At 64.0% G+C, this 25,836-nt stretch carries 24 protein-coding genes; 16 read left to right on the plus strand and 8 right to left on the minus strand.

Annotated features, from left to right (window positions below):
- The first annotated feature begins 306 nt into the window (after positions 1-306).
- A complete protein-coding gene (locus AC0QUY_RS24065) occupies positions 307-1,593 on the plus strand; it encodes a flavin-dependent oxidoreductase (RefSeq protein ID WP_475388709.1) in 1,287 nt (428 codons plus the stop codon).
- Here AC0QUY_RS24065 and AC0QUY_RS24070 read toward each other — a convergent pair.
- Positions 1,562-2,014: a PaaI family thioesterase gene (locus AC0QUY_RS24070; protein ID WP_475388710.1), complete on the minus strand. Its 453-nt coding sequence runs from the start codon at positions 2,012-2,014 to the stop codon at positions 1,562-1,564. The two genes, AC0QUY_RS24065 and AC0QUY_RS24070, sit on opposite strands and share 32 nt — an antisense overlap.
- Before the next feature lie 283 nt (positions 2,015-2,297).
- Here AC0QUY_RS24070 and AC0QUY_RS24075 point away from each other — a divergent pair, with 283 nt between their 5' ends.
- The gene (locus AC0QUY_RS24075; RefSeq protein ID WP_475388711.1) at positions 2,298-2,567 is read left to right on the plus strand and encodes a DUF2798 domain-containing protein; all 270 of its coding nucleotides are present in this window, start codon (positions 2,298-2,300) and stop codon (positions 2,565-2,567) included.
- Positions 2,568-2,606: 39 nt separating this feature from the next.
- Here AC0QUY_RS24075 and mutY read toward each other — a convergent pair whose 3' ends face one another.
- Entirely contained in the window at positions 2,607-3,701 is a 1,095-nt protein-coding gene (mutY, locus tag AC0QUY_RS24080; protein WP_475388713.1) for an A/G-specific adenine glycosylase, read from the minus strand.
- A 170-nt stretch (positions 3,702-3,871) separates the two neighbouring features.
- On the opposite strand from mutY, the gene AC0QUY_RS24085 reads away from it, so the two are divergent.
- The 9 genes from AC0QUY_RS24085 (at position 3,872) to AC0QUY_RS24125 (ending at position 14,020) form a co-directional block, all read left to right on the plus strand.
- Entirely contained in the window at positions 3,872-4,351 is a 480-nt protein-coding gene (locus AC0QUY_RS24085) for a DUF721 domain-containing protein (protein WP_161852394.1), read from the plus strand.
- 119 nt (positions 4,352-4,470) lie between these two features.
- Positions 4,471-5,127, plus strand: coding sequence for a DsbA family protein (locus tag AC0QUY_RS24090; RefSeq protein ID WP_475388714.1), 657 nt, complete (start codon positions 4,471-4,473; stop codon positions 5,125-5,127).
- A gap of 230 nt (positions 5,128-5,357) precedes the next feature.
- On the plus strand, positions 5,358-8,822 hold the full coding sequence (gene smc / locus AC0QUY_RS24095) for a chromosome segregation protein SMC (protein ID WP_475388715.1): 3,465 nt from the start codon (positions 5,358-5,360) through the stop codon (positions 8,820-8,822).
- A 93-nt stretch (positions 8,823-8,915) separates the two neighbouring features.
- The gene (locus AC0QUY_RS24100) at positions 8,916-9,887 is read left to right on the plus strand and encodes a small ribosomal subunit Rsm22 family protein (protein ID WP_475388716.1); all 972 of its coding nucleotides are present in this window, start codon (positions 8,916-8,918) and stop codon (positions 9,885-9,887) included.
- A 179-nt stretch (positions 9,888-10,066) separates the two neighbouring features.
- Positions 10,067-10,627 carry a LemA family protein gene (locus AC0QUY_RS24105; RefSeq protein WP_161852390.1) on the plus strand — a complete coding sequence of 187 codons (561 nt, stop codon included), beginning with the start codon at positions 10,067-10,069 and terminating at the stop codon, positions 10,625-10,627.
- 117 nt (positions 10,628-10,744) lie between these two features.
- Complete coding sequence (locus AC0QUY_RS24110; RefSeq protein ID WP_475388717.1) at positions 10,745-11,941, plus strand: M48 family metallopeptidase; 1,197 nt, start codon at positions 10,745-10,747, stop codon at positions 11,939-11,941.
- Between the two features lie 166 nt (positions 11,942-12,107).
- Entirely contained in the window at positions 12,108-12,857 is a 750-nt protein-coding gene (locus AC0QUY_RS24115; RefSeq protein ID WP_161852388.1) for a P-loop NTPase family protein, read from the plus strand.
- A 59-nt stretch (positions 12,858-12,916) separates the two neighbouring features.
- Positions 12,917-13,585, plus strand: a complete 669-nt coding sequence (locus AC0QUY_RS24120) for a P-loop NTPase family protein (protein WP_161852387.1) — start codon at positions 12,917-12,919, stop codon at positions 13,583-13,585.
- A gap of 102 nt (positions 13,586-13,687) precedes the next feature.
- Positions 13,688-14,020 carry a GIY-YIG nuclease family protein gene (locus AC0QUY_RS24125; RefSeq protein WP_161852386.1) on the plus strand — a complete coding sequence of 111 codons (333 nt, stop codon included), beginning with the start codon at positions 13,688-13,690 and terminating at the stop codon, positions 14,018-14,020.
- Positions 14,021-14,183: 163 nt separating this feature from the next.
- Here the strand turns inward: AC0QUY_RS24125 and AC0QUY_RS24130 are convergent, their stop codons facing one another.
- Positions 14,184-14,723, minus strand: coding sequence for an adenine phosphoribosyltransferase (locus tag AC0QUY_RS24130; protein ID WP_065751573.1), 540 nt, complete (start codon positions 14,721-14,723; stop codon positions 14,184-14,186).
- A gap of 119 nt (positions 14,724-14,842) precedes the next feature.
- Positions 14,843-17,005 carry an anthranilate synthase component I gene (locus AC0QUY_RS24135; RefSeq protein WP_475388718.1) on the minus strand — a complete coding sequence of 721 codons (2,163 nt, stop codon included), beginning with the start codon at positions 17,003-17,005 and terminating at the stop codon, positions 14,843-14,845.
- A gap of 329 nt (positions 17,006-17,334) precedes the next feature.
- On the opposite strand from AC0QUY_RS24135, the gene AC0QUY_RS24140 reads away from it, so the two are divergent.
- A complete protein-coding gene (locus tag AC0QUY_RS24140; RefSeq protein WP_475388719.1) occupies positions 17,335-18,336 on the plus strand; it encodes a VOC family protein in 1,002 nt (333 codons plus the stop codon).
- A gap of 61 nt (positions 18,337-18,397) precedes the next feature.
- Here the strand turns inward: AC0QUY_RS24140 and AC0QUY_RS24145 are convergent, their stop codons facing one another.
- From AC0QUY_RS24145 to petA, 4 genes are all read right to left on the minus strand, one after another.
- On the minus strand, positions 18,398-19,297 hold the full coding sequence (locus tag AC0QUY_RS24145) for an NAD-dependent epimerase/dehydratase family protein (protein WP_475388720.1): 900 nt from the start codon (positions 19,295-19,297) through the stop codon (positions 18,398-18,400).
- A 166-nt stretch (positions 19,298-19,463) separates the two neighbouring features.
- The gene (locus AC0QUY_RS24150; protein ID WP_475388721.1) at positions 19,464-20,138 is read right to left on the minus strand and encodes a dienelactone hydrolase family protein; all 675 of its coding nucleotides are present in this window, start codon (positions 20,136-20,138) and stop codon (positions 19,464-19,466) included.
- A gap of 153 nt (positions 20,139-20,291) precedes the next feature.
- Positions 20,292-22,364 (minus strand): cytochrome c1, encoded by a 2,073-nt coding sequence (locus AC0QUY_RS24155; RefSeq protein WP_161852380.1) that lies wholly within the window; start codon positions 22,362-22,364, stop codon positions 20,292-20,294.
- 64 nt (positions 22,365-22,428) lie between these two features.
- A complete protein-coding gene (gene petA / locus AC0QUY_RS24160) occupies positions 22,429-22,959 on the minus strand; it encodes a ubiquinol-cytochrome c reductase iron-sulfur subunit (protein ID WP_475388722.1) in 531 nt (176 codons plus the stop codon).
- Positions 22,960-23,237: 278 nt separating this feature from the next.
- Between petA and AC0QUY_RS24165 the strand changes: the two genes are divergently transcribed.
- The 4 genes from AC0QUY_RS24165 (at position 23,238) to hemF (ending at position 25,769) form a co-directional block, all read left to right on the plus strand.
- The gene (locus AC0QUY_RS24165; RefSeq protein ID WP_475388784.1) at positions 23,238-23,723 is read left to right on the plus strand and encodes a tRNA (cytidine(34)-2'-O)-methyltransferase; all 486 of its coding nucleotides are present in this window, start codon (positions 23,238-23,240) and stop codon (positions 23,721-23,723) included.
- A complete protein-coding gene (gene queE / locus AC0QUY_RS24170; RefSeq protein ID WP_161852378.1) occupies positions 23,720-24,352 on the plus strand; it encodes a 7-carboxy-7-deazaguanine synthase in 633 nt (210 codons plus the stop codon). Before AC0QUY_RS24165 ends, queE begins: the two co-directional genes overlap by 4 nt.
- Positions 24,353-24,368: 16 nt before the next feature.
- On the plus strand, positions 24,369-24,734 hold the full coding sequence (locus AC0QUY_RS24175) for a 6-pyruvoyl trahydropterin synthase family protein (RefSeq protein WP_161852377.1): 366 nt from the start codon (positions 24,369-24,371) through the stop codon (positions 24,732-24,734).
- A gap of 147 nt (positions 24,735-24,881) precedes the next feature.
- Positions 24,882-25,769 carry an oxygen-dependent coproporphyrinogen oxidase gene (gene hemF / locus AC0QUY_RS24180; protein ID WP_161852376.1) on the plus strand — a complete coding sequence of 296 codons (888 nt, stop codon included), beginning with the start codon at positions 24,882-24,884 and terminating at the stop codon, positions 25,767-25,769.
- The last annotated feature ends 67 nt before the right edge of the window (positions 25,770-25,836 follow it).

Consider the following 25,836-nt stretch of genomic DNA (forward strand, 5'->3'; position numbering starts at 1 on the left):
CGAGCGACACTTTCTCGCGCTGCAGGCTGATCGGTCACTTGGAGCGGCTCCTCATGTGAATGTGTTCGCCTGTTGGGCGAATGTCTCAAATGGGTCATTTTCAACCGATCCAGCGGAGCGTGTCTGCTGGTCGACGTCCGCTTTGCCCCGAAAGCGTCAGTGCCGTGACCGAGCCGGGAGAATTGTGTTTGGCCGGACGCCCGCGAGCATTAATGAGCCCACACCCTACCGGGACTTACCGGCCCTTCGCAGTTGCCCCCTGCCCTCCCTCATGCCATGACGCCCGGGAAGCAACAGGGGCGTACCATGACTGTTCTCATCGCTGGCGGCGGTATCGGCGGGCTGACGCTGGCGCTCAGCCTGCACCAGATCGGCGTTAAGGCCAAAGTGTTCGAGAGCGTGCCGGAGCTGCGGCCGCTCGGCGTCGGCATCAACGTGCTGCCGCATGCGGTGCGCGAATTGATCGAGCTCGGCCTGCACGACAAGCTCGATGCGGCCGCCGTGCGCACGAAGGAGCTCGCCTATTTCTCCAAGCACGGCAAGCCGATCTGGAGCGAGCCGCGCGGCATCGAGGCCGGTTACAAATGGCCGCAATTCTCGATCCACCGCGGCACGCTGCAGCAGATCCTGCTCGATGCGGCGATCGAGCGGCTGGGGAAAGAGAACATCCTGACCAGCCATCACCTCTCCGGCTGGACCGAAACCGACAATGGCGTGCGCGCCGAATTCATCGACAAGGCGACCGGCAAATCGAAAAGCAGTCACGACGGCGTGCTGCTGATCGCGGCCGACGGCATCCATTCAGCGGTCCGCGACAAGCTTTATCCCAACGAAGGCCCGCCGATCTGGAACGGCCGCATCCTGTGGCGCGGCATCACCGACAGCGATGCGTTCCTGTCCGGCCGCACCATGATCATGGCCGGCCACGAAATCCTGAAATTCGTCTGCTACCCGATTTCAAAGCAGGCTGATAGCGCCGGCAAGTTCAGGATCAACTGGGTGGCCGAGCGGCACATGCCGCCGACCTACCAGTGGCGGCGCGAAGACTATAACCGCACCGCAAAACTCGAAGAGTTTCTGCCCTGGTTCAAGGACTGGAAGTTCGACTGGCTCGACGTGCCCGGCCTGATCGAGAACTGCCCGCACGCCTACGAATATCCGCTGGTCGATCGCGATCCCGTTGCGCAATGGACATTCGGCCGCGTCACGTTGATGGGCGATGCCGCGCATCCGATGTACCCGATCGGCTCCAACGGCGCATCGCAGGCGATTCTGGACGCCCGCGTCATCACCCGCGAGATTCTGGCGCATGGCCCGACCAATGCGGCGCTTGTGGCATATGAAGCCGAGCGCCGTCCGGCAACGACCGACCTCGTGATGCTCAACCGCCGCAATGGTCCCGAGCAGGTGATGCAGATGGTCGAGGAGCGCGCGCCCAGCGGCTACAATGTCGTCACCGATGTGCTGTCGCTGAAAGAGCTGGAAGACATCGCCGCCAATTACAAGCGCGTGGCCGGCTTCCAGGTCGAGGGCCTCAACGCCAAGCCGCCGATCGTCCAGCTCACGCGGGAAGCGCCGCGGACTGCAGGCTAGCCGACGCAATCGCCTTCGCCGTCTCGACCAGCCGCGCGCTGGTCGTGGCGGTCGCCAGCACGGTGCCATCCTCGGCCATCAGCCGCCCTTCCACAAAGGCAACGGTCTTGCCGAGTTGGGTGACATTGGCCTCGCCTGTGATCGGCCCCGGCCTGGCGGGGCTGAGAAAATTCACCGTCATGGTGATGGTCGCCGTATAGAGTTTCCCCTCGGTCATGACGAACACGGCTGGCCCCATCGTGTCGTCGAGCATCGCCGAGAGAATGCCGCCTTGCACGAAGCCGGCCGGATTGCAGAAATCCCGCTTGCCGTCGAAGCCGATGCGGATCCAGCCGTCCTTCGGACGCGCGTCGAGCAGGTGCCAGCCGAGCAGCCTTGAGGACGGCGGGGGCTTAAGATTATCGAGAGCGGTCGCGACCATGGGAACCTCCGTGAGGCTCCGTCCTAGCGCAGCTCTGCTGCCAGCATGGTGTCAGCAGAATGAGCATCGTCCGCGGAACGGCTGTCGGTCTTGACAGTTTCCAGGTCGGAGCCGTGAATTTGGCTGGTACCCGTCCACTGCCGCGGCTATGAAGCCGGTGCTGCGCGCCCTGCGCACCGTAAGCGTCTCACGTCAGGCAACGCATTCAACCGGTCGGCTCGACCGAGGTGGAATGCATCATACGCGCCCGTGATTGACCGACCGAAATTCAAAGAGTGATATCATGATCCCCTCTCCTGCTCCGCGCCGGCGCGGAAAATTGCCCGCGCGTTATGCGGCGATCGTCATGCCGCTGGTGCTATCGGTGCTGATGACGTTCGTCGTATCGGCGATTTCGACACTGAGAAGTCTCGGTCCGACGCCCGCTTTTGTCACGACATGGCCCGCCGCATGGGCGATCTCGTGGCTGGTCGCGTTTCCGACCCTGCTTGCGGTGCTGCCGCTCGTGCGAAGGATCGTGGCGTTCGCCGTCGAGACGCAGCGTTCCAACTAGTCCCATACCAACGTGCGTCGCCAAGCGGTGGCGCACGCGTCATTCCTCCAACCCGTGCGCGATGGCCTTGCGCATCACGTTGGGTAGCGCTTCGTCGGCCAGCGTCGCGATCGGTACCCAGCGCATGCCCGCCGGTGGCCGCGTGCACGCAACGACATCCGCGGTGTAAATCACAAGCTCGAGCGGAAAATGCGTGAACACGTGGCTGACGACGCCGGCCTTGCGGTGCCAGCGCGTCACGCCTTTCAACTCCGGCGCCTGCTTGAGCGCCGCCTTGTCGTCCTGCCCCGCGAGCCAGTCCGAGCCTGGCACTTCGGTCATGCCGCCGAGCAGGCCCTTTTCCGCCCGGGTGCGGACCAGGAGTTCGTCGCCACGCGTGACGATGAAGGCGGCCCCGCGGCGCAGCGTCCCCGATTTCTTCGGCGCCTTGCGCGGAAAGGTCTCCTGATCGCCGCGCAGGCGGGCGGCGCAGTCCTCATTCAGCGGACACAGCGCACAGGCCGGCTTTTTTGGCGTACAGATCGAGGAGCCCAGATCCATCAGCGCCTGCGCGCTGTCGCCGGCGCGGGTATCGCCCAGCAGCGTTGCCGCCAGTTCCCCGATGCGCGGCTTGGCCTGCGGCAGCGGCTCATCCACCGCGTAAAGCCGCGACACCACGCGCTCGATATTGCCGTCGACCGGCATGGTCTGGATATCGAAAGCGATCGCCGCGATGGCCCTTGCCGTGTAGGGGCCGATGCCCGGCAATGTGCGCAGGCCTTCCTCGCTATCGGGAAACACCCCGCCATGGTCGCGCAACACCGCGACCGCGCAGGCATGCAGATTGCGTGCGCGTGAATAATAGCCGAGCCCCGCCCACATCCGCAGCACATCGTCCTGCGAGGCGCGGCCGAGCGACGCGACATCCGGCCAGCGCGCCAGAAATCTTTCGAAATACGGCCCGACCGTTTTGACGCCGGTCTGCTGCAGCATGATTTCCGACAGCCACACCCGGTACGGATCAACCCGCTCGCCCGCCGCCGCCCGCCACGGCAGCCGCCTGCGATGGCGGTCGTACCAGTCGAGGAGCAACGCGGGGCGCGCACTCGTTGCGGGCACTTCTCGTTGTTTGGCTTTGGCGGCCACGGAACTCATAGGCGCACTCTAGTGTGGGGATACGAATCTCTCCACGTCATGCCCGGGCTTGTCCCGGGCATCCACGTCTTTCTTCACGTAAGCCTCGAAGACGTGGATGGCCGGGACAAGCCCGGCCATGACGCTGGAGGTGAATTCCGCCTCTCACGCGAAGTGATATATAGAGCCCCATGTCCAAACCTGGCCCGATCAGCGCAAAACCGCTCTCTGTCCTGCTCAGCGACGTCTTTTCCGACGCCTACGCCAAACAGGGGTTTGCCGCGCGCGAGCTGGTGACGCGTTGGGCCGACATTGCGGGAGCCGAAATCGCCGCCCACTCCGAGCCCTTGAAGATGCAATGGCCGCGGCCAGTGGAGGGACAGCCGCAGGAACCGGCCACGCTGGTACTGCGGGTCGAGGGCCCGATGGCGCTGGAGATCCAGCATTCCTCCGACGTCATCCTGCAGCGGGTCAACCGCTTCTTCGGCTGGAGCGCGGTCGGCCGGCTGGCATTGCGGCAGGCGCCGCTGTCGCGCCGAAACCGCTCCGCGCCGCGGCGCGCGCCGGACCCGAAATCGGTGGCGAAAGTGGCCGAAACGCTGTCGGCGGTCGAGGACGAGGAACTGCGCGCCGCGCTGGCGCGGCTTGGCGCCGCGATCAAGCGAAATTGAGCCTTTTGCACGGCGCGGCCGGCGCAAGGCGCCATTGCCACAACCGGCGTTTCAAGCTAGCGAAGGCTTCTTTTTTCGGAACTTCTTTCGGGCGTGAATGCGCCATTCGGGAGCAGACTTTGATGATCACGCGCCGCGCCTTCACCGCCGCTCTTTCGCTGACCGGGTTTGGCCTGCTCGCCGGCTTCTCGCCGCTGCAGTTGATCACGGACGCGATGGCGCAAAGCCCCGCCGACGTTGCCAAACCGCAATCGCTGCCCGACATGGCGCTTGGACCGGCCAACGCCACCGTGACCATCACCGAATACGCCTCGATGACCTGCCCGCATTGCGCGGCCTTTACCGAAAAGGTGTTTCCGAAGATCAAGTCGGAATTCATCGACTCGGGCAAGATCCGGTTCGTGTTCCGCGAATTCCCTCTCGACATCAAGGCGGCCGCCGGATCGATGCTGGCACGCTGCATCGCCAAGGACGATGCGCCGAAATATTTCGCCGTCATCGACCTCTTGTTCAAGCAGCAGAACGACTGGGTGGTGAAGAACACCACGGAGACGCTGACCCGGATCGGCAAGCAGGCCGGCCTCACCCAGACGCAGGTCGAGGACTGCCTGAAGGATCAGGCGCTGCTCGACAAGATCGCGGCCGACCAGAAATATGCCGCCGAGGTGCTGAAGGTGCAGTCGACGCCGACCTTCTTCATCAACGGCGAGATGCTCAAGGGCGAGCAGAGCTTCGAAGAGTTCGCAAAGCGCATCAACGCGATGCTGAAAAGCTGATTCGCGCGGGGCCTGATTCGTTTGAGCCGATAAGTCCAGCAAAAGGCGCCACACAAGCGTCTCAAATCCCTTGGGAAAAGCGTCGCGGGGGCGTTGCCCTGTAGCCCCAGCCTCGCCATTGTCGCGGGCCATAAGGGCCGCCACAAGCTGTTCGTCCACACACCGACATTGCCTTCCATGGTATTGTCACGGCAGGGAGATTCGCGCCCGGCCAACAGAGATTTGTGTTCATGAAACTCACGCGCCTCCGCCTCCACGGTTTCAAGTCGTTCGTCGAACCCACTGATTTCATGATCGAACCCGGCCTCACCGGGGTGGTCGGGCCGAACGGCTGCGGCAAATCCAATCTGGTCGAGGCGCTGCGCTGGGCGATGGGTGAAACCTCGCACAAATCTCTACGCGCCGCCGACATGGATGCGGTGATCTTTGCCGGTTCCGGCAACCGTCCCGCGCGCAACCACGCCGAAGTCACCATGACGATCGACAATGCAGATCGTACGGCGCCGGCTGCCGTCAATGACAGCCAGGTTCTCGAAATCTCCCGCCGTATCGAGCGCGAGGCCGGTTCCGTCTATCGCATCAACGGCCGCGATGTTCGCGCGCGCGACGTGCAGATCCTGTTTGCGGATGCCGCCACCGGCGCGCGTTCGCCGGCACTGGTTCACCAGGGCAAGATCGGCGAAATCATTCAGGCCAAGCCCGAGCAGCGCCGTCGCGTGCTGGAAGATGCCGCCGGCGTCGCCGGCCTGCACGCCCGCCGCCACGAGGCCGAACTGCGGCTGAAGGCTGCCGAAACCAACCTCACCCGCGTCGAGGACGTGATCGGCCAGCTCACCGGCCAGATGGACGGACTGAAGAAGCAGGCCCGCCAGGCGATCCGGTTCCGCGAAGTCGCCGCCAAGGTGCGCAAGGCCGAGGCCACGCTGTTCCATCTGCGCTGGCTGGAAGCCAATGCCGACGTCGCGGAAGCCGCGCATACCCACGACATCAACGTGCGCGAGATGGCCGAACGCACCCGCGAGCAAGCCGAGGCCTCGCGCATCCAGGCGATCCGCGCCTCCGAGCTGCCGGCACTGCGCGAAGGCGAAGCCCGCGCCGCGGCAGGGCTGCAGCGCCTCACCAATGCGCGCGAGCTGCTCGACCGCGAGGAAGAGCGCGCCAAGGAGCGTGTCGCTGAACTCGACCGCCGGCTGAACCAGTTCGTTGCCGACATCGCCCGCGAACAGCAGCAGACGTCGGACGCCGAGATCGCATTGCAGCGCCTCGACACCGAAGACGCAGAGATCAAGGAAGAGATCAAGTCGCGCGTCGAAAAGCGCTCCGGCGTTGATGAACGTGTTTCTGAAGCGGAAGCGACACTGGCCTCGGCCGAGCGCATGTTCGGCGAACTTACTACCGCACTTGCCGACCTCACCGCCAAGCGCAACCAGCTCGAGGCCGGCGTGCGCACCCACCGCGACCGGCTGGCCAGGCTTGACCAGGAAATCGCCACCGTCCAGGCCGACGAGGAAAAGCTCGCGCAGGAAACCGGCAATCTCGGCGACATCGACGCGCTCGCCGCCGCGATGGAGACCGCGCAGGAAACGCTGGCCGCCTCCGAAGCGGCGGCGCAAGCCAGCGAGACCGGCCACATCGCCGCGCGACAGAAGCTCGAGGCTTCCCGCGCCCCGCTCACCGACGCCGAAAAGCGCGTACAGCGGCTGGAGACCGAGGCGCGCACGATTTCAAAGCTCGTCAATGTCGAAACCAAGAATCTGTGGCCGCCGATCATCGACGGCGTCACTGTCGCCAAGGGTTACGAAAAGGCGCTTGGCGCCGTGCTCGGCGACGATCTCGACGCGCCGGTCGATCCCTCGGCGCCGATGCGTTGGACCAATGCCGGCGCGAGTTTTGACGATCCGGCGCTGCCCGATGGTGTCGAATCCCTTGCCGCGCATGTCGAAGCCCCGGCCGAACTGGCGCGCCGCCTGGCGCAGATCGGCGTCGTGGCGAAGGAGCGCGGCGCGGAGTTCGTCTCGCAATTGAAGACCGGCCAGCGGCTGGTGTCGCTCGAAGGCGACGTCTGGCGCTGGGACGGCTTTGTCGCCGCCGCGCATGCGCCGACCGGCGCCGCCCGGCGTCTCGCCGAGCGCGCGCGCCTGGTCGATATCGAACACGAGCTGGAACAGGCTCGTATTGACGCCACCACCAAGCGGCAGGCGCTGGAAGACGCCGAGGCCGAACTGAAGGCGGCATCATCAGCCGAATCCGCCGGCCGCGAAGCCTGGCGGGCCGCGCAACGCGAGGCCGATGCCGCGCGCGAACGCCATGCCGTGACCGAGCGCGAGATCAACCGCCACGCCGCGCGCAAGTCAGCGCTGACCGAAGCCCATACCCGCCTTGCCGCCGACCGCAGCGAGGCTGAAGCAGCGCATGAGAGTGCGACCGCCGCGCTGACCGACCTGCCGCCGACGGATGAGACGGAAGCGAAACTCAGCACCGTTCGCACCGACATCGAGGGCCATCGCCGCTTCGCAGCGCAAGTGCGCGCCGAGGCCCAGGCACTCGCACGCGAAGCCGAACTCGCCGACCGCCGCGTGCAGGCCATTATCGCCGAACGCACCGAGTGGCAGAACCGCAAGCAGAGCTCGGCCTCGCAGGTCGCGACCGTCGAGGCGCGCATCACCGAAGTGACCGCCGAGCGTGCCGAGCTTGACAACGCGCCCGCTCTGTTTGCCGAGAAGCGCCGTTCGCTGATCAACGAAATCGAGTCCGCCGAAGGCGCCCGCCGCGTCGCCGCCGACGCACTGGCGGCCGCCGAAAGCCTGATGGCGGAGACCGACCGTGCCGCCAAGACCTCGCTCGAAGCGCTTTCCTCTGCCCGCGAGGCCTGCGGCCGCGCTGAAGAGCGCATGGAAGGCACCAAGCGCCGGCTTTCCGACATCGAGCGCGAAATCCACGACATGCTCGAAGTCGAGCCGCACGCGGTAGCAGCGCTCGCCGAGATCGAGCCGGGCGCGGAACTGCCGCCGCTCGGCGAGATCGAGGAAAACCTCGAAAAGCTGCGCCGCGACCGCGAGCGCCTGGGCGCCGTCAACCTGCGCGCCGAGGAAGAACTGAAAGAGGTCGAGACCCAGCACACCGCGCTCACCACCGAGCGTGACGACCTCGTCGAAGCCATCAAGCGGCTGCGCCAGGGCATCCAGAGCCTCAACAAGGAAGCCCGCGAGCGGCTGCTCGTCTCGTTCGAAACCGTCAACGCGCACTTCAAGCGGCTGTTCGTCGAGCTGTTCGGTGGCGGCGAAGCTGCGCTTCATCTGATCGAAAGCGACGATCCGCTGGAAGCCGGCCTCGAAATCATCGCCAAACCGCCCGGCAAGAAGCCACAGACGCTGTCGCTGCTTTCAGGCGGCGAGCAGGCGCTGACGGCGCTGGCGCTGATCTTCGCGGTGTTCCTCACCAACCCGTCGCCGATCTGCGTGCTGGACGAAGTCGACGCGCCGCTCGACGACCATAACGTCGAACGGTTCTGCAACCTGCTGCATGAGATGACGTCGTCGACCGAAACCCGCTTCATCATCATCACGCATAACCCGATCACGATGGCGCGGATGAACCGCCTGTTCGGCGTCACCATGGCCGAACGCGGCGTCTCGCAACTGGTCTCGGTCGGCCTCGACGACGCCGTGAAGATTTTGGACCAGAACGTGGCGTGATTTCTTGTCATTCCGGGGCTATGCGAAGCATAGACCCGGAATCTCGAGATTCCGGGTTCGGTCCTGCGGACCGCCCCGGAATGACGGCATGCCATGACCTCACCCGACCTCCCCGCTGAGCTGAAAGCCGCGCTCGACGGCAAGCTGCGCGGCTTTTCCCGCAGCGACGCCGCCGGCCGTGCGGCCGCCATCTCGAAGACCTATCGCGATGGCGGCGGCTCCGGCACGATCCGCTCGGAGACGGACGCACTCGCCTATGCGCTGGCGCGGATGCCAGCGACCTATGCCGCGGTCACGGCCAGCCTCAACGCGCTCATCGAGATCAGGCGGGATTTCATGCCCAACAGCCTGCTCGATGTTGGCGCCGGTCCGGGAACGGCGACGTGGGCAGCAGCGCAAACCTTCTTGTCGCTGACGGAGTTCACTCTGCTGGACGCCAACGACGCGCTGCGCACGCTGGCGCTGGATCTGGCGCGGGACAGCACGCGGCTGCGCGACGTCGGCTACGAGCGCGGCGAAGCCCGCGTGGCGCTTGCTAAAGCAGATGCGGCCGATCTCGTCGTGGCGAGCTACATGATCGGCGAGATCGGCGACGCTGAACAGCGGGCGCTCGCTGAGCAGATGTGGACCAAGACCCGCGACACGCTGCTCGTGGTCGAACCCGGTACGCCCGCCGGCTATGCCCGGATCATCGCGCTGCGTGCGCAATTGATCGCGCTGGGCGCGCATGTCGCCGCCCCCTGTCCGCATGACGGCCAATGTCCCTTGCTGGCGCCCGACTGGTGCCATTTCACCCAGCGCCTGCAGCGCTCGCGCGCGCACAAGCAGGTCAAGGGCGCCGAGCTGCCATTCGAGGATGAACGATTCTCTTATGTCGCGCTGACGCGCACGCCAGTTGGAGGTCGGCGCCCTTCCCGCGTGCTGGCGCAGCCGGCTGTCAGCAAGGTCGAAATCACAGCGAAGCTCTGTACGCCGGAAGGGCTCGATCTCACCAAGGTGCCCCGCCGCGCGAAGGCCGACTACGCCATCGCCCGCCGCTGGCGGTGGGGCGATGCCGTTAGCTGACGCGTCATTCCGGGATGGTCCGAAGGACCATCCCGGAATGACGGGAGAGCGTTGCGCCTTGAACTTATCCCGCCCCACTTCCGACTAAAGCCATGCCCCACCTCTCGGGCGGGCTGCCGCACGCCCCGGTTTTCGTCTAGGTTCCACTGTCTTTCGTCCCCCTTCAGGAGTTGTCCGTCATGTCGACCGGCTGGATCGTTCTCGGCGTCATCGTCATCATCGTGCTGTTTGCGTTCGGCGCGTATAACCGCCTGGTCGCGCTCAGCCAGCGCGTCAGCCAGGCCTTCGCCGACATCGACGTCCAGCTCAAGCAGCGCCACGACCTGATCCCGAACCTGGTCGAGACCGTGAAGGGCTACGCCCAGCATGAGCGCGGCACGCTCGACGACGTCATCAAGGCGCGCAATTCGGCGATGTCGGCGCAGGGGCCGGCGCAGGTGTCGGCCGCGGAAAACCAGCTCAGCGGCGCCCTCGGCCGCCTGATCGCGCTGTCGGAGGCCTATCCGGACCTCAAGGCCAACGCCAATTTCCAGCAGCTCGCCGGCGAACTCTCCGACCTCGAAAACAAGATCGCAGCCAGCCGCCGCTTCTTCAACAACGCAGTCCAGGAATACAACACCGGCATCCAGCAGCTTCCCGCCGCGCTGTTCGCCGGCATGTTCGGCTTCACCCGCAAGGAATTCTTCGACCTCGGCGCCAGCCGCACCGAAGTCGAGACGGTGCCGAGCGTGAAGTTCTAAGGGCTATCCATGTCTCTCTTTCGTCATTCCGGGGCACGCCAACGGCGTGAACCCGGAATCTCGAGATTCCGGGTTCGCCGCTTCGCGGCGCCCCGGAATGACATGTGGTGACGCATCATGGCCGCGTACGGTCTCTACACGCATATCGCGTCGAACAAGTTTCGTTCGATGCTGCTGCTCGCCGGCCTGTTTCTGCTGATCTATGTGCTGGTCTTCGCCGGCGCGCTGGTTGCGGAAGTCGTGCTCAACAGCGGTGCATCACTCAACTATTATCTGACACGCGCCTCGCGCGACCTGATCGCGGCCTCTCCCTATGCCACGATCATCGCGGCCTTGTGGATTGTGATCGCCTATTTCTTCCACCAGAACATGATCGACGCCGTGACCGGCGGCGAGAGCGTGACGCGGCAACAGCAGCCGCGGCTCTACAATCTCCTGGAAAATCTCTGCATCTCGCGCGGCATCCCGATGCCGAAGCTGAAGGTGATGGACAGCCCGGCGCTGAACGCCTTCGCCACCGGCCTCAACCGGCGGCAATATTCCATCACGGTGACGTCGGGCCTTCTCAAGGCGCTCAACGACCAGGAGATCGAGGCCGTGCTTGGCCACGAGCTCACGCATATCCGCAACGGCGACGTGCAGTTGATGGTGGTCGCCGTAATCATCACCGGCGTGGTAGGCTTTTTCGGCGAATTGTTCTTTCGCATGTTCACCAACCTGTCGTGGAATTCCTCCGGAAGCGGCTGGTCGTCTTCGTCGTCATCGTCATCGTCGTCCTCTTCTTCGTCATCCGACCGCGGCAAGGGCGGCGGCGGCGCGATCATGGCGATCATTATCGCGGTGGTGCTGATCATGCTGGCGTGGCTGTTGTCGCAGGTCGTCAAGCTCGCGCTGTCGCGGTCGCGCGAACTATTGGCCGATGCGGGCTCGGTCGAGCTGACCAAGAATCCGGACGCCATGATCACGGCGCTGCGCAAGATCGAGAACCGCGGCGAGCTGCCCGGCGCGACGTCGGCGGTGATGGAGCTCTGTGTCGACAATCCGCGCGAAGGGTTTGCCGATCTGTTCGCGACCCATCCCTCGGTCGATGCGCGCGTCAAGGCGCTGGTGCAGTTTGCCGGCGGCCATGACCCCGGCCCGCTGGCCTTGCCGTCCGAGACGGCGGACGAAGCCGATGAGGTCCAAGAATCGGCCAGCGAGCAGCTTCCGCCGCCGCCGGTTCCCCGCGGCCCCTGGAGCGACGCCGGCGAACCTGCCGGCGTCCCGGGCACCCGTTCCGGGGCCTCGGACGGCCCTTGGGGCCCGCACCGGTAGGCGGTCGCCCCTTTCGCCGCCGCCGATTAACGAATTCGGTATGAATAATGGCGATGGCCCTCCAAGAGATTGAATTATCCCTTGTTTCTGCCATGTTCGCGCCCAAAGCAGGGATTGGGGCCTCCCGGTCGCTCCCGCGGTCGGAACTGCTGTTCAAGGGAATTTCATGGGAAAGCCAGTCGTGATTGTGGTGGGCGCGGACAAGGGCGGGGTCGGCAAGACGACCGTGTCCCGGACGCTCCTGGATTACTTCAGCGCCAATAACGTGCCGACCCGGGCATTCGACACCGAATCCCCGCGCGGCACCCTGAAGCGCTTCCACCCCGACATCACCGAGATCGTCGACATGACGACGACCTCGGACCAGATGAAGATCTTCGATACGCTGAGCGCGGGACCCTCGGTGACCGTCATCGACGTCCGCGCCGGACTGCTGTCGCCGGCGCTGGCTTCGCTGCGCGACATCGGCTTCCTCGATGCGGCGAAGGCAGGGCAGATCACCTTTGCCGTGTTCCATATACTCGGCCCTTCGATCGCCTCGCTGGACGAAATCGCCGAGACCGCAGGCTTCATGCAGGGCGCCAAATATTACCTGGTGAAGAACTTCATCAACGACACCCAGTTTTTCCAGTGGGACCAGTCGACCTACAACTCCTACTTTCACCGTATCAAGGACGCCACCGACCTTGTAATCCCCAAGCTCAACGAAATGGCCTATGAGCAGGTCGAGGTTTCCTCGGTGCCGTTCCTCAAATTCGTCGCCAACAAGGGCAAGGACGACGAGGCCGCGAACTATTCGTTCGTGCTGCGCGGCTATGTGCGGCACTGGCTTGCCAACGTCTGGAGCGAGTTCGACCGCATCAAGCTGACTGATCTCGTCGGCGCCAAATCGAGCACGCGCGGCGGCGAAAAATAGTCGCGCAGCCGCCGCGACGGGGCTGGATTAGCCGAGAAAATCCTTTGATATAGCAGGTGATGAGTGCCACGCCTGTCTACATCATCTGCTCGCCTCGGCCGCTGGTCGGCAAGACGCTGCTCGCGCGTCTGTTGAGCGAGTTCCTGCTTTTGAAGAACGGTTCGGTGTGCTCCTTCGACATCAACCTGAAGGAACCATCGCTGCTCGAATATCTGCCGCGGCTCACCGAGACGGCGGATGTCATGGACACCTATGGCAAGATGCAGCTGATGGACCGCCTGATCGTCAACGACGATATCGCCAAGGTCATCGACCTCGGCTTTCATGCGTTCGACGAGTTCTTCAAGATGATCCACGAGATCGGCTTCCTGAAGGAAGCCGCGCGGCGGGGCGTGGCGCCGACCATCCTGTTCATCGCCGATACCGACCGCGTTTCCGCCCGCAGCTATCCGATGTTGCAGGAACAGATTCCGCCGAAAGCGCTGATTACGATCGACAATGAATATGTGGTGCGCGGCGAACTGCCGCCCGAAATGGACACCGGTCGGGTGCTGCGGATAACGGCGCTGCCCTCGTTCCTGAAGACCTATATCGGCCGGCTGACCTTCTCCTTCACCGACTACCTGCGCAACGAGCGGGACTCCTCGACCGAGTTGCACCAGTGGATCCGCCGGAACTACACCAGCTTTCGCGAGCTGGAGTTCAGCCTGAACCCGCAGCGGCCGTGAGGCCGCTCACAACGTCGATAATTTTACCCGGGTAATATTGACGGCGAGCGGTTGGCCTGTTAGGGCCTTGTCAGACCCTGACCACCGTCCCGCGAGACTCCAATGACATCAGCCAGAAAGGCCGCCATCGCCGCCTACAAGGAGCGGAAAACCTATGCGGGGATTTTCCTGATCCGCTGCGCGGTGACCGCCGAGACCTGGGTCGGCCAGACGCCCAATCTCGAAAAAATCCAGAACCGGATCTGGTTCTCGCTGCGCCAGGGCAGCCACCCCTGCCACAGCCTGCAGGCCGCATGGACCGCGCATGGCTCCGACAGCTTCACGTTCGAAGAATGCGAGCGGCTGGAAGAGGAAGAGACGTCGTATGTTCGCGACGGGCTCTTGAAGGAGCGCGCGCTACACTGGCGGTCGCAGCTCGGCGCCGAGGCGGTTTGATCAGGCTCTATGTTATTGCGAGCGAAGCGAAGCAATCCATTGTCACCGCATACGCGGAAAGATGGATTGCTTCGGTCGCTTCGCTCCTCGCAATGACGGAGAGAGCTTTGCGAAGTTGAAAGTTGTCGGTCGCTCACCTCGCGGCCGTCGCGAGCAAAGAACTCTAATGCCCCTCGAACGCCATCAGCGTGCGCACTGGCACTTCCATCGCGCGCAGTTTGGCGGCGCCGCCCAAATCCGGCAGGTCGATGATGAAGCAGGCCGCGACCACGTTGGCGCCGATCTGACGCAGCAGTTTTACCGCGCCCTCCGCGGTGCCGCCGGTGGCGATGAGATCGTCGACCAGGATGACGCGTTCACCGGGCTGGATCGCATCGACATGCATTTCCATTTCGTCGATGCCGTATTCCAGCGAATAGGCGATCCGCACCGTCGTGTGTGGCAGCTTGCCTTTTTTCCGGATCGGCACGAAGCCGGCGGAGACCTGATGCGCCACCGCGCCGCCGAGGATGAAGCCCCGCGCCTCGATGCCGGCCACCTTGTCGATCTTCAATCCCGCCCACGGCTGCACCAGTTCGTCGACCGCGCGGCGGAACGCGCGCGCATCCGCCAGCAGCGTGGTGATGTCGCGAAACAGGATGCCCTTCTTCGGGTAGTCCGGAATGGTACGGACGGTGGCCTTGATGTCGTGATCGAATGTCATTGATATCAATCTCGCTTTCGATTTTTCCTACGTCATTGCGAGCGTAGCGAAGCAATCCATCGTGCCACGCACCGGGTATGGATTGCTTCGTCGCTTCGCTCCTCGCAATGACGATCCAATCAGTTTGCTCCAACGTTCAGTCGAAACGCGTTTTCGACGATCCGTAGCCCCACCTCGCCGCCGAGCGACATCAACGATTCCGGATGAAACTGCACGCCGCCGACCGGCAGGGTCTTGTGCTCGATCGCCATCGCAACACCGTCCTCGGTGGTCGCGGTGACTTCGAGTACATCTGGCACGCTGTCGCGCTCGACATAGAGCGAATGATAGCGGCCGATCACGATCTCGTTCGGCAGGTTCTGCATCAAGCGCCCGCCGCGCACCTGGATCCGCGACGGCCTACCATGCGCGGGTTGGGTGAGCTGGCCGAGCTGACCGCCGAAATATTCGCCGATCGCCTGCACGCCGAGGCAGACGCCGAAGATCGGCAGTTTTCGGTCAAGAGCAGTTCCAATGGTCTTGGAGATTCCAAAGTCCTCTGGCCGGCCCGGGCCCGGTGACAGTACCAGCAGGTCCCAGTTCTTCTTCAGCATCTCCTGCGCGTGCACGTGCCGGACCACCGTTACATTGGCGCCGACCTGACGGAAATAATCCGCCAGCATATGCACAAAGCTGTCGTCGTGATCGATCAGCAGCACCTTGCGGCCCGAACCTGTTGCGTCGGGCGCAAACGTCGAGAGCGGCTTTGGCGCATCGCCGCGCAGCGCCTGGAACAGCGCGGCCGCCTTGACCTGGCACTCGCGATCTTCCGCGGCGGGATCGGAATCGAACAGGCAGGTCGCGCCGACGCGCACTTCGGCAAGCCCATCCTTCATGCGGATGGTGCGGATGGTGAGCCCGGTATTGATGCTGCCGTCGAAATTCACAGCGCCGATCGCACCGGCGTACCAGCGCCGCGACGAACGCTCATTGTCCTCGACGAACTGCATCGCCCACAATTTCGGCGCGCCTGTCACCGTCACCGCCCAGGCGTGGGTCAGGAAGGCGTCGAGCGCATCGAAGCCCGGGCGCAGCATGCCCTCGACGTGATCGACGGTATGAAACAGCTTTGAATAGGTCTCGATCTGCCGCCGTGCCAGCACCTTGATCGTACCGGGAATGCAAACCCGCGCCTTGTCGTTGCGGTCGACATCGGTGCACATGTTGAGTTCGAACTCGTCCTTTTCCGAGTTCAGCAATTGCCTGATCTGCTCGGCATCGCCGATCGCGTCGACGCCGCGCGCGATCGTGCCTGAAATCGGGCAGGTCTCGACGCGGCGCCCGTCCGAGCGCACGAACATTTCCGGCGAGGCCGAGACCAGAAATTCGCCGTCGCCGAGATTCATCAGCGCGCCATAGGGCGACGGGTTGATGCGGCACAGCCGCTGGAACACTTCCGCCGGCGAACGCTCGCAGGGCTCGGCGAACAATTGCCCCGGCACCGCCTCGAACAAATCACCGCGCGCAAACGCTGCGCGCGCGACCTCTACTGTCGCCTGATATTCGCCGGGCGCGTGATCGGCAAAGCCCTGCCGCGGCGTCTTGGCGTAGACGCTCTCGGCGGTGTCGCGCGGCAAACCTTGCGTGGATTTTTCCTTCCAGGAGAAATCATAGCTCAGCACCACGCCGCGGCCGGTGGCGCGGTCATAGGCCAGCAGGCGGTCCGGCACGTAGAGCACGATGTCGCGCTGGTCGGCCTCGCGGGCGCGCTTCTGCACGAGGTCCTCGATCTGGAACACGAGGTCGTAGGCAAAGGCCCCGAACAGGCCGAGCAGCGGGTCGTCGTTGGCCGACAAGGCAGCGATGAGATCGCGCACCAGCGACATCACGCTGGCGCGGCGGGTGCGCTGGTCTTCCTCGACCGGCGCGGCGCCGCGGATGATGTGCCCGGCCAGCCGCGTCGGGCTTCTTTCTGAAATGACGACGCAAGGCTCACGCAGCACGTCGCCGAGGAAGCCGATCAGCACCTCGCCGCGTGCATTCAACGCGGTCAGCGAAAAATTCGAGCCGGCGGTTTCCAGCACCAGCGGTGGATCGGCAAAGCCGAGGTCAAAGCTCTCGTAGCGGCCCGGCACCGTGGTGCCGGAGGACAACACGACGCCACGGCGGCGGTCGAGCAGTTCGATCAGGTCGTCGAGGCGCTTGGCATTGCCGGTGAACTGTTCGACGGCGCGCGAAATCGCCAGACCGCCGCTGGTCCGGTATTCGCTGTGCTCGGGCAGGGAGAAGGCTGTCCTGTTCATGTGATCCTCTTACGAAACTTCGCCAGGGAGCGCCACACAGGACAAACGAAGGGACCGTCGCACTGCGATGGCGACCTTCGACGATTAAGAAAATGAAATCGCACCGGCCACCTCTTTAGGAGGTGCGCCACCAGAGACGGGAGGGGGTAACGACGGTGCTCATGGGAACCTAATCACCATCCGGCGGGGGCGATGTCAAGGGAGGGACGGGCCGGGACAGCCGGTCCGGAGCCCATCCTGGGGTGTCGGACGGCGTAAAACTTGCGTAGGATTTAAGCAAAGCAGCGGCGCATTTGATGCGCAAAGATTGCAGATGACGGAGGCAAGCGATGACATTGCTGGGTCTGGGATATGCCGGCTTCGGATCAGCGGACCTCGAGAACTGGCGGCAGTTCGGGACCAACCTGGTCGGCCTGCAGGCGGTCGAACGCGGCAATTCGCTGCTGGCGTTCCGGATGGACGACCGCAAGCAGCGCATCGTCATCGACCGCGCGATGGGTGAAGGCACGCGCTTCTTCGGCTGGGAGGTCGCAGACGCTGCGGCGCTGGACGCGCTGGCGGCGCGGCTGGAGACGGCCGACGTGCATGTCACGGCAGAGCCGCAGACACTGGCCGACGCGCGGCGCGTTCGCCGCCTGATTTCGTTCCACGATCCCGCCGGCAACCGGCTGGAGGCATTTTACGGTGCCGAGATCGACGACACGCCGTTCGTGCCGGGCCGCTCGATCTCGGGCTTCCGCACCGGTCCGCTCGGCCTCGGGCACGCCGTGCTGACGGTCGAGAATATCGAGCCTGTCATGGCGTTCTATGTCGGCGTGCTCGGCTTCGGCCTCTCTGACTACATCTCAAAGCCGTTCCGCGCCTATTTCTTCCACGTCAACGCGCGGCATCACAGCCTCGCACTGATCGAGACCGGCAGGAACGGCATGCATCATCTGATGGTGGAGTTGTTCTCGCTCGACGATGTCGGCCAGTGCTACGACATCGCGCAGACGGAGGAAGGCCGCGTCAGCGTCACGCTCGGCCGCCACACCAACGATTTCATGACCTCGTTCTACGCCAAGACGCCGTCGTCCTTCATGATCGAATGCGGCTGGGGCGGTCGCGAGATCGATCCCGCGACCTGGCAGCCGGTGGAGATGCATGACGGCCCGAGCCTGTGGGGCCATGAACGCGTCTGGCTACCGCCGGAAGACCGCGCGGTCGCCCGCGAGATGCGCCTGCGCGCGGCGGCTTCGGGCTTGCGCGCGCCGGTGCAGGTGATGGAGGGGAATTACAAGCTGATGTCGGGCACGTGCGCGTGGTGGGACGGGGTGCGCGGCAAGAGGTAGTCAGAAGTGTCGCACAACAACCGGAGTCGTCCCTGCGAGCATTTGGGAACGATCCGCTCGCCTACTCTCGGTAACACCCGCGCTCGATCTCCTCAATCAGGCCGCGCGCCGTCGGATGCCAGCCGAGTTCCCGCGCACGTTTGGCCCGCACGCGGCTGTTGGAGGCCATCGTGTCCTCAGCCGTGCCCTCGCCCCATTCGGCGGCGGCTTCTGCCATCGACATCGCCGTCGGCGGTCCGGCAAAACCCAGCATGCGGTTGATGGCCTCGCACGCCTCGCGCATCGAATTCTCGCCATTCTCGGCGAAATAGAAGCTGCCTGCCGGCGCCTTCTCGATCGCCAGCGCGTAGAGCGTCACGAGATCGTCGATATGTACGTTCGACCAGATGTTCTCGCCTGGTCCGGCATGGGCCGCGTTGCCGCGCTTTTTGGCGAGGTTGATCAGCAGCGGCACCTGGACGCTGTCGCGCCCTGCCCCGTGGCCGATGCCGTAGATCAGGCTCGGACAAATGATGACCGGGCGGCAGCCCTTGTCGCGGTGGGAGCGAATGAATTCGTTGAGCGCAACGCGCGCTGCGCGCGCGGGCGATGGCGAAATCGGCGTGTCCTCATCGAACACCGCGTCGGAGCGCTCGCCGCGGGAACGATTGCCGACGATGCTCGATCCCGATGTGTGGATCAGCGGCTTGCCGCTTCCGCTGAGCGCATCGAGCAGCGCGACGACGGCGTCTCTGTGATCGGCGCTCGCAGCGTTGACCACGATGTCGGCGGCCCATGCCGCTTGCGCCAGAATTTCCCCGTCGTCGAGCGTTCCCAGCACGGGCTGGATGCCCAGCGCGCGAACCGCGTCGGCCTTTTCAGGCGAACGAACCAAGCCCGTCACCAGATGACCGGCGGCCGCAAGATGGGCGGCAACCGACCCGCCGATGTAGCCCGATGCGCCCGTGCAGAAGATTTTCATTCACGGCCTCCACTGTCATTGCCTGCGACAAACGCGAAGCGTTTGCGCAAGGGAGCGAAGCGGACGAAGCAATCCATCGCGCCGCAGGTGAAAACATGGATTGCTTCGCGGAGCCTGTCATCCGGCGGCGCTTCGCGCCGACCGGGTGGCTCGCAATGACGGCATCTCACCCCAGATGCTTCGCGAAAAACGCGGTCGCCCTGCCCCAAGCCAGTTCGGCGGCCTGACGGTCATGGACGGATTGGCGCTGCTCGTTGACGAAGGCGTGCTCGGCGTCATAGCGGAACAGTTCGAGCGACTTGCCGGCGGCCTTCATGCCCTGCTCGAAGGCATCGACCACCTGCGGCGTGCACCAGTCGTCCTTGTTGGCGAAATGCGCCTGCAGCGGAATCTTTACATCCGCGGGCTTCGCCGCCTGCTCCGGCGGAATGCCGTAGAACACGACGCCGGCCGCAAGCTCCGGAATCTTGGTGGCACCGATGATCGTCACCGCGCCGCCGAGACAGAAGCCGGTCAGCCCGACCTTGGCGCCGTTGCGCGACAGATATTGCGCGGCGCCCCGCACCGTCTGCGTGGTGGCGTCCATGAAATCCAGCGAGTTCATCTCTTTGCCGGCCGCATCCGTATCGTGATACGGCACCACGGTGCCGTTGTAGAGATCCGGCGCCAGCGCATCGAAGCCCGCAACCGCAAAACGGTCGCACAGGCCCTTGATCTGGTCCTGCAGGCCCCACCATTCCTGGATCACGACCACGCCCGGCGCATTGCCGCGCGCCGCATTGGCAAGATAGCCGCTGGCATCCTTGCCGTCCGGGCGCTTGAAGGTGATGCTGGTACCCATGAGTTCCTCCGGAATGATGTTGGGCCGAGTTGGTGGCCATCTTGTCCGCAGTGAGGTCAGGAAGCAATCGGCTGCGCCGCCGCCCCCACGCCCATTTGAAGACAACAAAAAAGCCCCCGCAGGGGCTTTTCCGGAATTGCGTGCAACGTGAGATCAGTGGGCGTTGGCCCAGACCTTCTTCTTGGTGAAGTACAGCAGCACGGTGAGCAGGATCAGGAACACGAACACCTGCAGGCCGAGTTGCTTGCGCGCCTCCATGTGCGGCTCCGCAGCCCACATCAGGAACGTGGTGACGTCCTTGGCATACTGTGCGACCGTGGCCGGCGCGCCATCGTCATAGGTGACCTGGCCGTCGCTCAGCGGCTTCGGCATCTTGATGGCGTGGCCGGGAAAGTAATTGTTGTAGAAGGAACCTGACGGCAGATTGAAGCCAGCCGGCGGCTTGTCCTCATAGCCCTGCAGCAGAGCGACAAGGTAATCCGGACCCTGCTCCTGATACTGGGTGAAGAAGTCGATCAGGAACATCGGGAAGCCGCGGCCGTAGCTGCGCGCCTTGGTGATCAGCGAGAGATCAGGCGGAAAGGCGCCGCCATTGGCCGCACGGGCTGCCTGCTCGTTCGGGAATGGCGACGGGAAATAATCGGCGGGCCGGCCCGGCCGCTCGAACATCTCGCCCTGGTCGTTGGGGCCATCCTTGACCTTGTACTCCGAGGCGAACGCCTGGGCCTGCGCCACCGAGTAGCCGGGGCCGCCGGCTTCAGCCAGGTTGCGGAAGGCAACGAAGGACAGGCCGTGGCAGGCCGCGCAGACCTCCTTGTAGACCTTGAGGCCGCGCTGCATTGCGCCGCGGTCGAACTTGCCGAACGGGCCTGCAAACGACCACGTCTGCGCCGGCGGCTTGGTGCCGCCTTCGGCGGCCCGGGCGCTCTCGGCGCCACCCAGCAGCAAACCACCCGCAACCATCAGTGCGATCACGGTCGACACCATCGGCGCGGCCTTGCCGCCGGTCTTCGCCAGCACGTCGTCGGCGATCGAGTTCGGCACCGGACGCGGCTTCTCGATCCGCGACAGCAACGGCAGCAGGATCAGGAAATAGGCGAAGTAGAGCACGGTCAGGATACGGCCGACGATCACATAGATACCTTCCGGCGGCTGCGCGCCGAGGTAGCCGAGACCGATGCAGACGAGGACGAAGATCCAGAAGAACTGCTTGGCCAGCGGCCGATACTTCGACGACCGCGTCTTGGCGCTATCGAGCCAGGGCAGGAACGCCAGCACGACGATCGCGCCGAACATCGCGACGACGCCGGCGAGTTTGTTCGGGATCGAGCGCAGGATGGCGTAGAACGGCAGGTAGTACCATTCCGGCACGATGTGCGCGGGCGTCACGGCCGGATTGGCCGGAATGTAGTTCTCGGCGTCGCCGAGATAGTTCGGCATGTAGAAAATGAACCAGGAGAAGAACAGCAGGAAGCAGGAAACGCCGAACATGTCCTTCATGGTCGCGTAGGGCGTGAACGGCACCGTGTCCTTTTCGGTCTTCGGCTCGACGCCGGCCGGGTTGTTCTGGCCCGCCACATGCAGCGCCCAGATGTGCAGCACGACGACGCCTGCGATCACGAACGGCAGCAGGTAGTGCAGCGAGAAGAAGCGGTTCAGCGTCGGATTGCCGACGGCGTAGCCGCCCCACAGCAGCGTCACGATGCTCTCGCCGAAATACGGCACGGCCGAGAACAGGTTGGTGATGACGGTGGCGCCCCAGAAGCTCATCTGGCCCCACGGCAGCACGTAACCCATGAAGCCGGTCGCCATCATCAGGAGATAGATAATGACGCCGAGGATCCACAGCACTTCACGCGGCTCCTTGTACGACCCGTAGTAGAGGCCGCGGAACATGTGGATGTAGACGGCGAAGAAGAACATCGAGGCGCCGCAGGCGTGGATGTTGCGAAGCAGCCAGCCGTAGTTGACGTCGCGGACGATCAGTTCGACCGATTTGAACGCGAGATCGGCGTGCGGCGTGTAATGCATCGCCAGGATCACACCGGTCAGGATCTGCACGCCCAGCATGAACGAAAGGATGGCGCCGAAGGTCCACCAGTAGTTCAGGTTACGCGGCGTCGGATAAGCCACGAACGAGGAGTGCATGAGTCCCATGATCGGGAGGCGCCGTTCGATCCACTTCAAGGCGGGATTGGTCGGCTGGAAATCGGATGGTCCGCTCATTGATGCGATCCTGAGGAAGTAAAACGACGCGACGGGTAAGGGGTCTCGGACTGGCGTCCGAGCCTTAGCCGATCTGGATTTTGGTGTCGGAAACGAATGTGTAGGGCGGCACCGGCAGGTTCGTCGGCGCGGGTCCCTGCCGGATGCGGCCCGAGGTGTCGTAGACCGAACCGTGGCATGGGCAGAAGAAGCCGTCGTAGGCGCCCTCATGGGCGATCGGGATGCAGCCGAGATGGGTGCAAATGCCGACCACCACCAGCCACTGGTCATGGCCCGGCTTCACCCGGGATTCATCGCTCTGCGGATCGGGCAGGCTCGCTACCGGCACCTTGCGGGCCTCTTCGATCTGCTTCTTGGTCCGGTGGCTGATGTAGATCGGCTTGCCGCGCCAGAACACCTTGATGTCCTGTCCTTCGGCGATCGGGGTCAGGTCGACCTCAATCGGCGCACCGGCCGCGATCGTCGAGGCGTCCGGGTTCATCTGGGAAACCAGCGGCCACACCGTGGCAGCCGCGCCTACGGCGGCGACGGCTCCCGTTGCAACATAGAGGAAATCACGGCGTGTCGGATGGTCCGCCGAAGACGCTGTCGTCACGATTCCAAGCCCTTTCTTGTCTGCAGCCAACCGAACCGCCCCAGGAGGCGCCAAAGGCGTCCCGGAACGGGCTGCCGGCGCCCGCGGCCCCCGCGGCGGCAGAAAACCGCCATTCCTCCCCCATTCCGGCGGAACAAGCAGTCCAGAATCGTTCTATTGGCACCCTTGCCGTGAGAGCGCAAGCCCGCTATCGGCTCGCAAGCGTGCAATGCACTAAATCCGCCCGCGGCCGTGATTTATTCGAGACATTTCATTCGCGCCAGCAAAGCCTCGACCCCATGCAGATTGCGCTTTTCCAGCCTGATATCCCCCAGAACACCGGAACGATTCTGCGCCTGTGTGCCTGCCTGGGCGTGGCCGCCCACATTATAGAACCGGCGGGATTTCCGACCTCGGACCGGCATTTCCGCCGGGCGGGAATGGACTATCTTGATCATGTCGCCCTCACGCGCCACGACTCATGGTCAAAATTCGCGCAATGGCGTAACGAGATAGGTTTTCGGCTGGTATTGTTTACGACCAGGGCGGCTGGTTCCTATCTGGATTTCCGCTACGAGAAGGACGACGTCCTGTTGTTCGGGCGGGAATCCGCAGGGGTTACCGACGAGGTCGCCGCCGCGGCCGATGCGCGGCTTCTGATCCCGATCCGGCCGAGCTTGCGCTCGCTCAATGTGGCCATGGCGGCCGCCATGGCATTGGGCGAGGCGATGCGGCAGACCGGCTCAGCGATCGAGCCCGATACGGTTCTCAAGGAGAGACGGTGAGTTACGCGGTCAAAGAGATATTCCTGACCCTACAGGGCGAAGGCGCGCATGCCGGCCGCGCGGCGGTGTTTTGCCGCTTTGCCGGCTGCAACCTCTGGACCGGCCGCGAACAGGACCGCGCCAGTGCTACCTGCCAGTTCTGCGACACCGATTTTGTCGGCACCGACGGCACGCTGGGCGGCCGCTACGCCACGGCGGACGAACTCGCCGACACCATCGCCGGGCAATGGACCGGGGACGACACCAACCGCTATGTGGTCCTGACCGGCGGCGAGCCCCTCTTGCAGGTGGACAGTGCCTTCATCGATGCGCTGCATGCGCGCGGCTTTTCGATCGGCATCGAGACCAACGGCACGATCGAGCCGCCCGCAGGAATGGACTGGGTCTGCGTCAGCCCGAAGGCCGGCGCCGGTCTCGTGGTGCGCCACGGCCATGAATTGAAGCTGGTCTATCCGCAGTCAGGTGCCGAGCCGGAAGATTTCGCTGGCCTCGATTTCGAGCGCTTCTCGCTGCAGCCGATGGATGGACCCGACGTGATCGACAACACCGCGCGCGCGATCGACTACTGCCTGCGCCATCCGCAATGGCGCCTCAGCCTGCAAACGCACAAGACACTCGGCATCAGATAGGACCTAGACTTTCAAGATGTGGGAACTGACCAAATCATTTCGCTTCGAGGCCGCGCATTCGCTGAAGGGGACGACCTTCGGCGCGGCCAGCGAGGAAATTCACGGCCACTCGTTTCGCGCCGAGGTGAGCGTGCGCGGCACGCCCGATCCGGAAACCGGCATGGTGCTCGATCTCGGTGTGCTCGAACGCAGCATGGAAGAGGTCCGGAAAGCACTCGACCACAAGCTCCTCAACAAGGTCGAGGCGCTGGGGACGCCGACGCTGGAAAACATATCGCGCTACATCTTCGAGCGGGTCCAGCACGCCGGCAAGATCACCCGCGTCAGCGTCCACCGCGACAGTTGCAACGAGAGCTGCACGTATTTTGGACCGCAAAGTTAAATTTGATAGCCGTCATTGCGAGGAGCAAAAGCGACGACTTGTCCGCCGTAGCCCAGAGAGCGTAGGCGGAAGCAATCCATTTTTTGTTGTGGCACGATGGATTGCTTCGCTACGCTCGCAATGACGCCGGAAAACTCGGAATCGCATATGGACATATCTGTCATCGAGGATCGTAAGAGGCGCGCAAGAGCCTGGTTCGAAACGTTGCGCAACAACATCTGCGCGTCGTTCGAACGGCTTGAGGACGACGCGCCCCCTGCCCTCTATCCCGGTGACGCCGGACGTTTCGTGCGGACGCCATGGGACCGCACCGATCATACCGGCAAGCCCGGCGGCGGCGGCGTGATGTCGATCATGCGCGGGCGGCTGTTCGAGAAGGTCGGCGTGCATTGCTCGACCGTGCATGGCGAATTCGCCCCCGAGTTCCGCGCGCAGATTCCGGGCGCAGCCGACGACCCCAGGTTCTGGGCATCGGGCATTTCGCTGATCGCGCACATGCACAACCCGCATGTGCCGGCGGTGCACATGAACACCCGTTTCGTCGTCACCACCAAGGCCTGGTTCGGCGGCGGCGCCGATCTGACGCCGGTGCTCGACCGCCGGCGCACCCAGGAAGACCCCGACACGCTGGCTTTCCATCAGGCGATGAAGGAAGCCTGCGACGGATCGAACGGCGTGGCCGACTACGACAAATACAAGAAATGGTGCGACGAATATTTCTACTTGCCGCATCGCAAGGAAGCGCGCGGTATCGGCGGGATCTTCTACGACTGGCATGACTCGGGCGACTGGGATGCCGACCTCGCCTTCACGCAGGAGGTGGGCCGCGCCTTCCTGAAAATCTATCCCGAACTCGTCCGGCGCAATTTTGCGCTGGCGTGGAACGCCGCCGACCGCGAGGAACAGTTGATCCGACGCGGACGCTATGTCGAGTTCAACCTGCTCTACGACCGCGGCACGATCTTTGGGCTGAAAACCGGCGGCAATGTGGATTCCATCCTCTCGTCGATGCCACCGGAGGTAAAGTGGCCATGATCGCATGATCAGCTTGTCATGACTGATCGCTAGGGTGCGATTCGTCATGTAATCCAAGGAGCAGATC

This window comes from Bradyrhizobium sp. WYCCWR15520 (assembly GCF_056174665.1).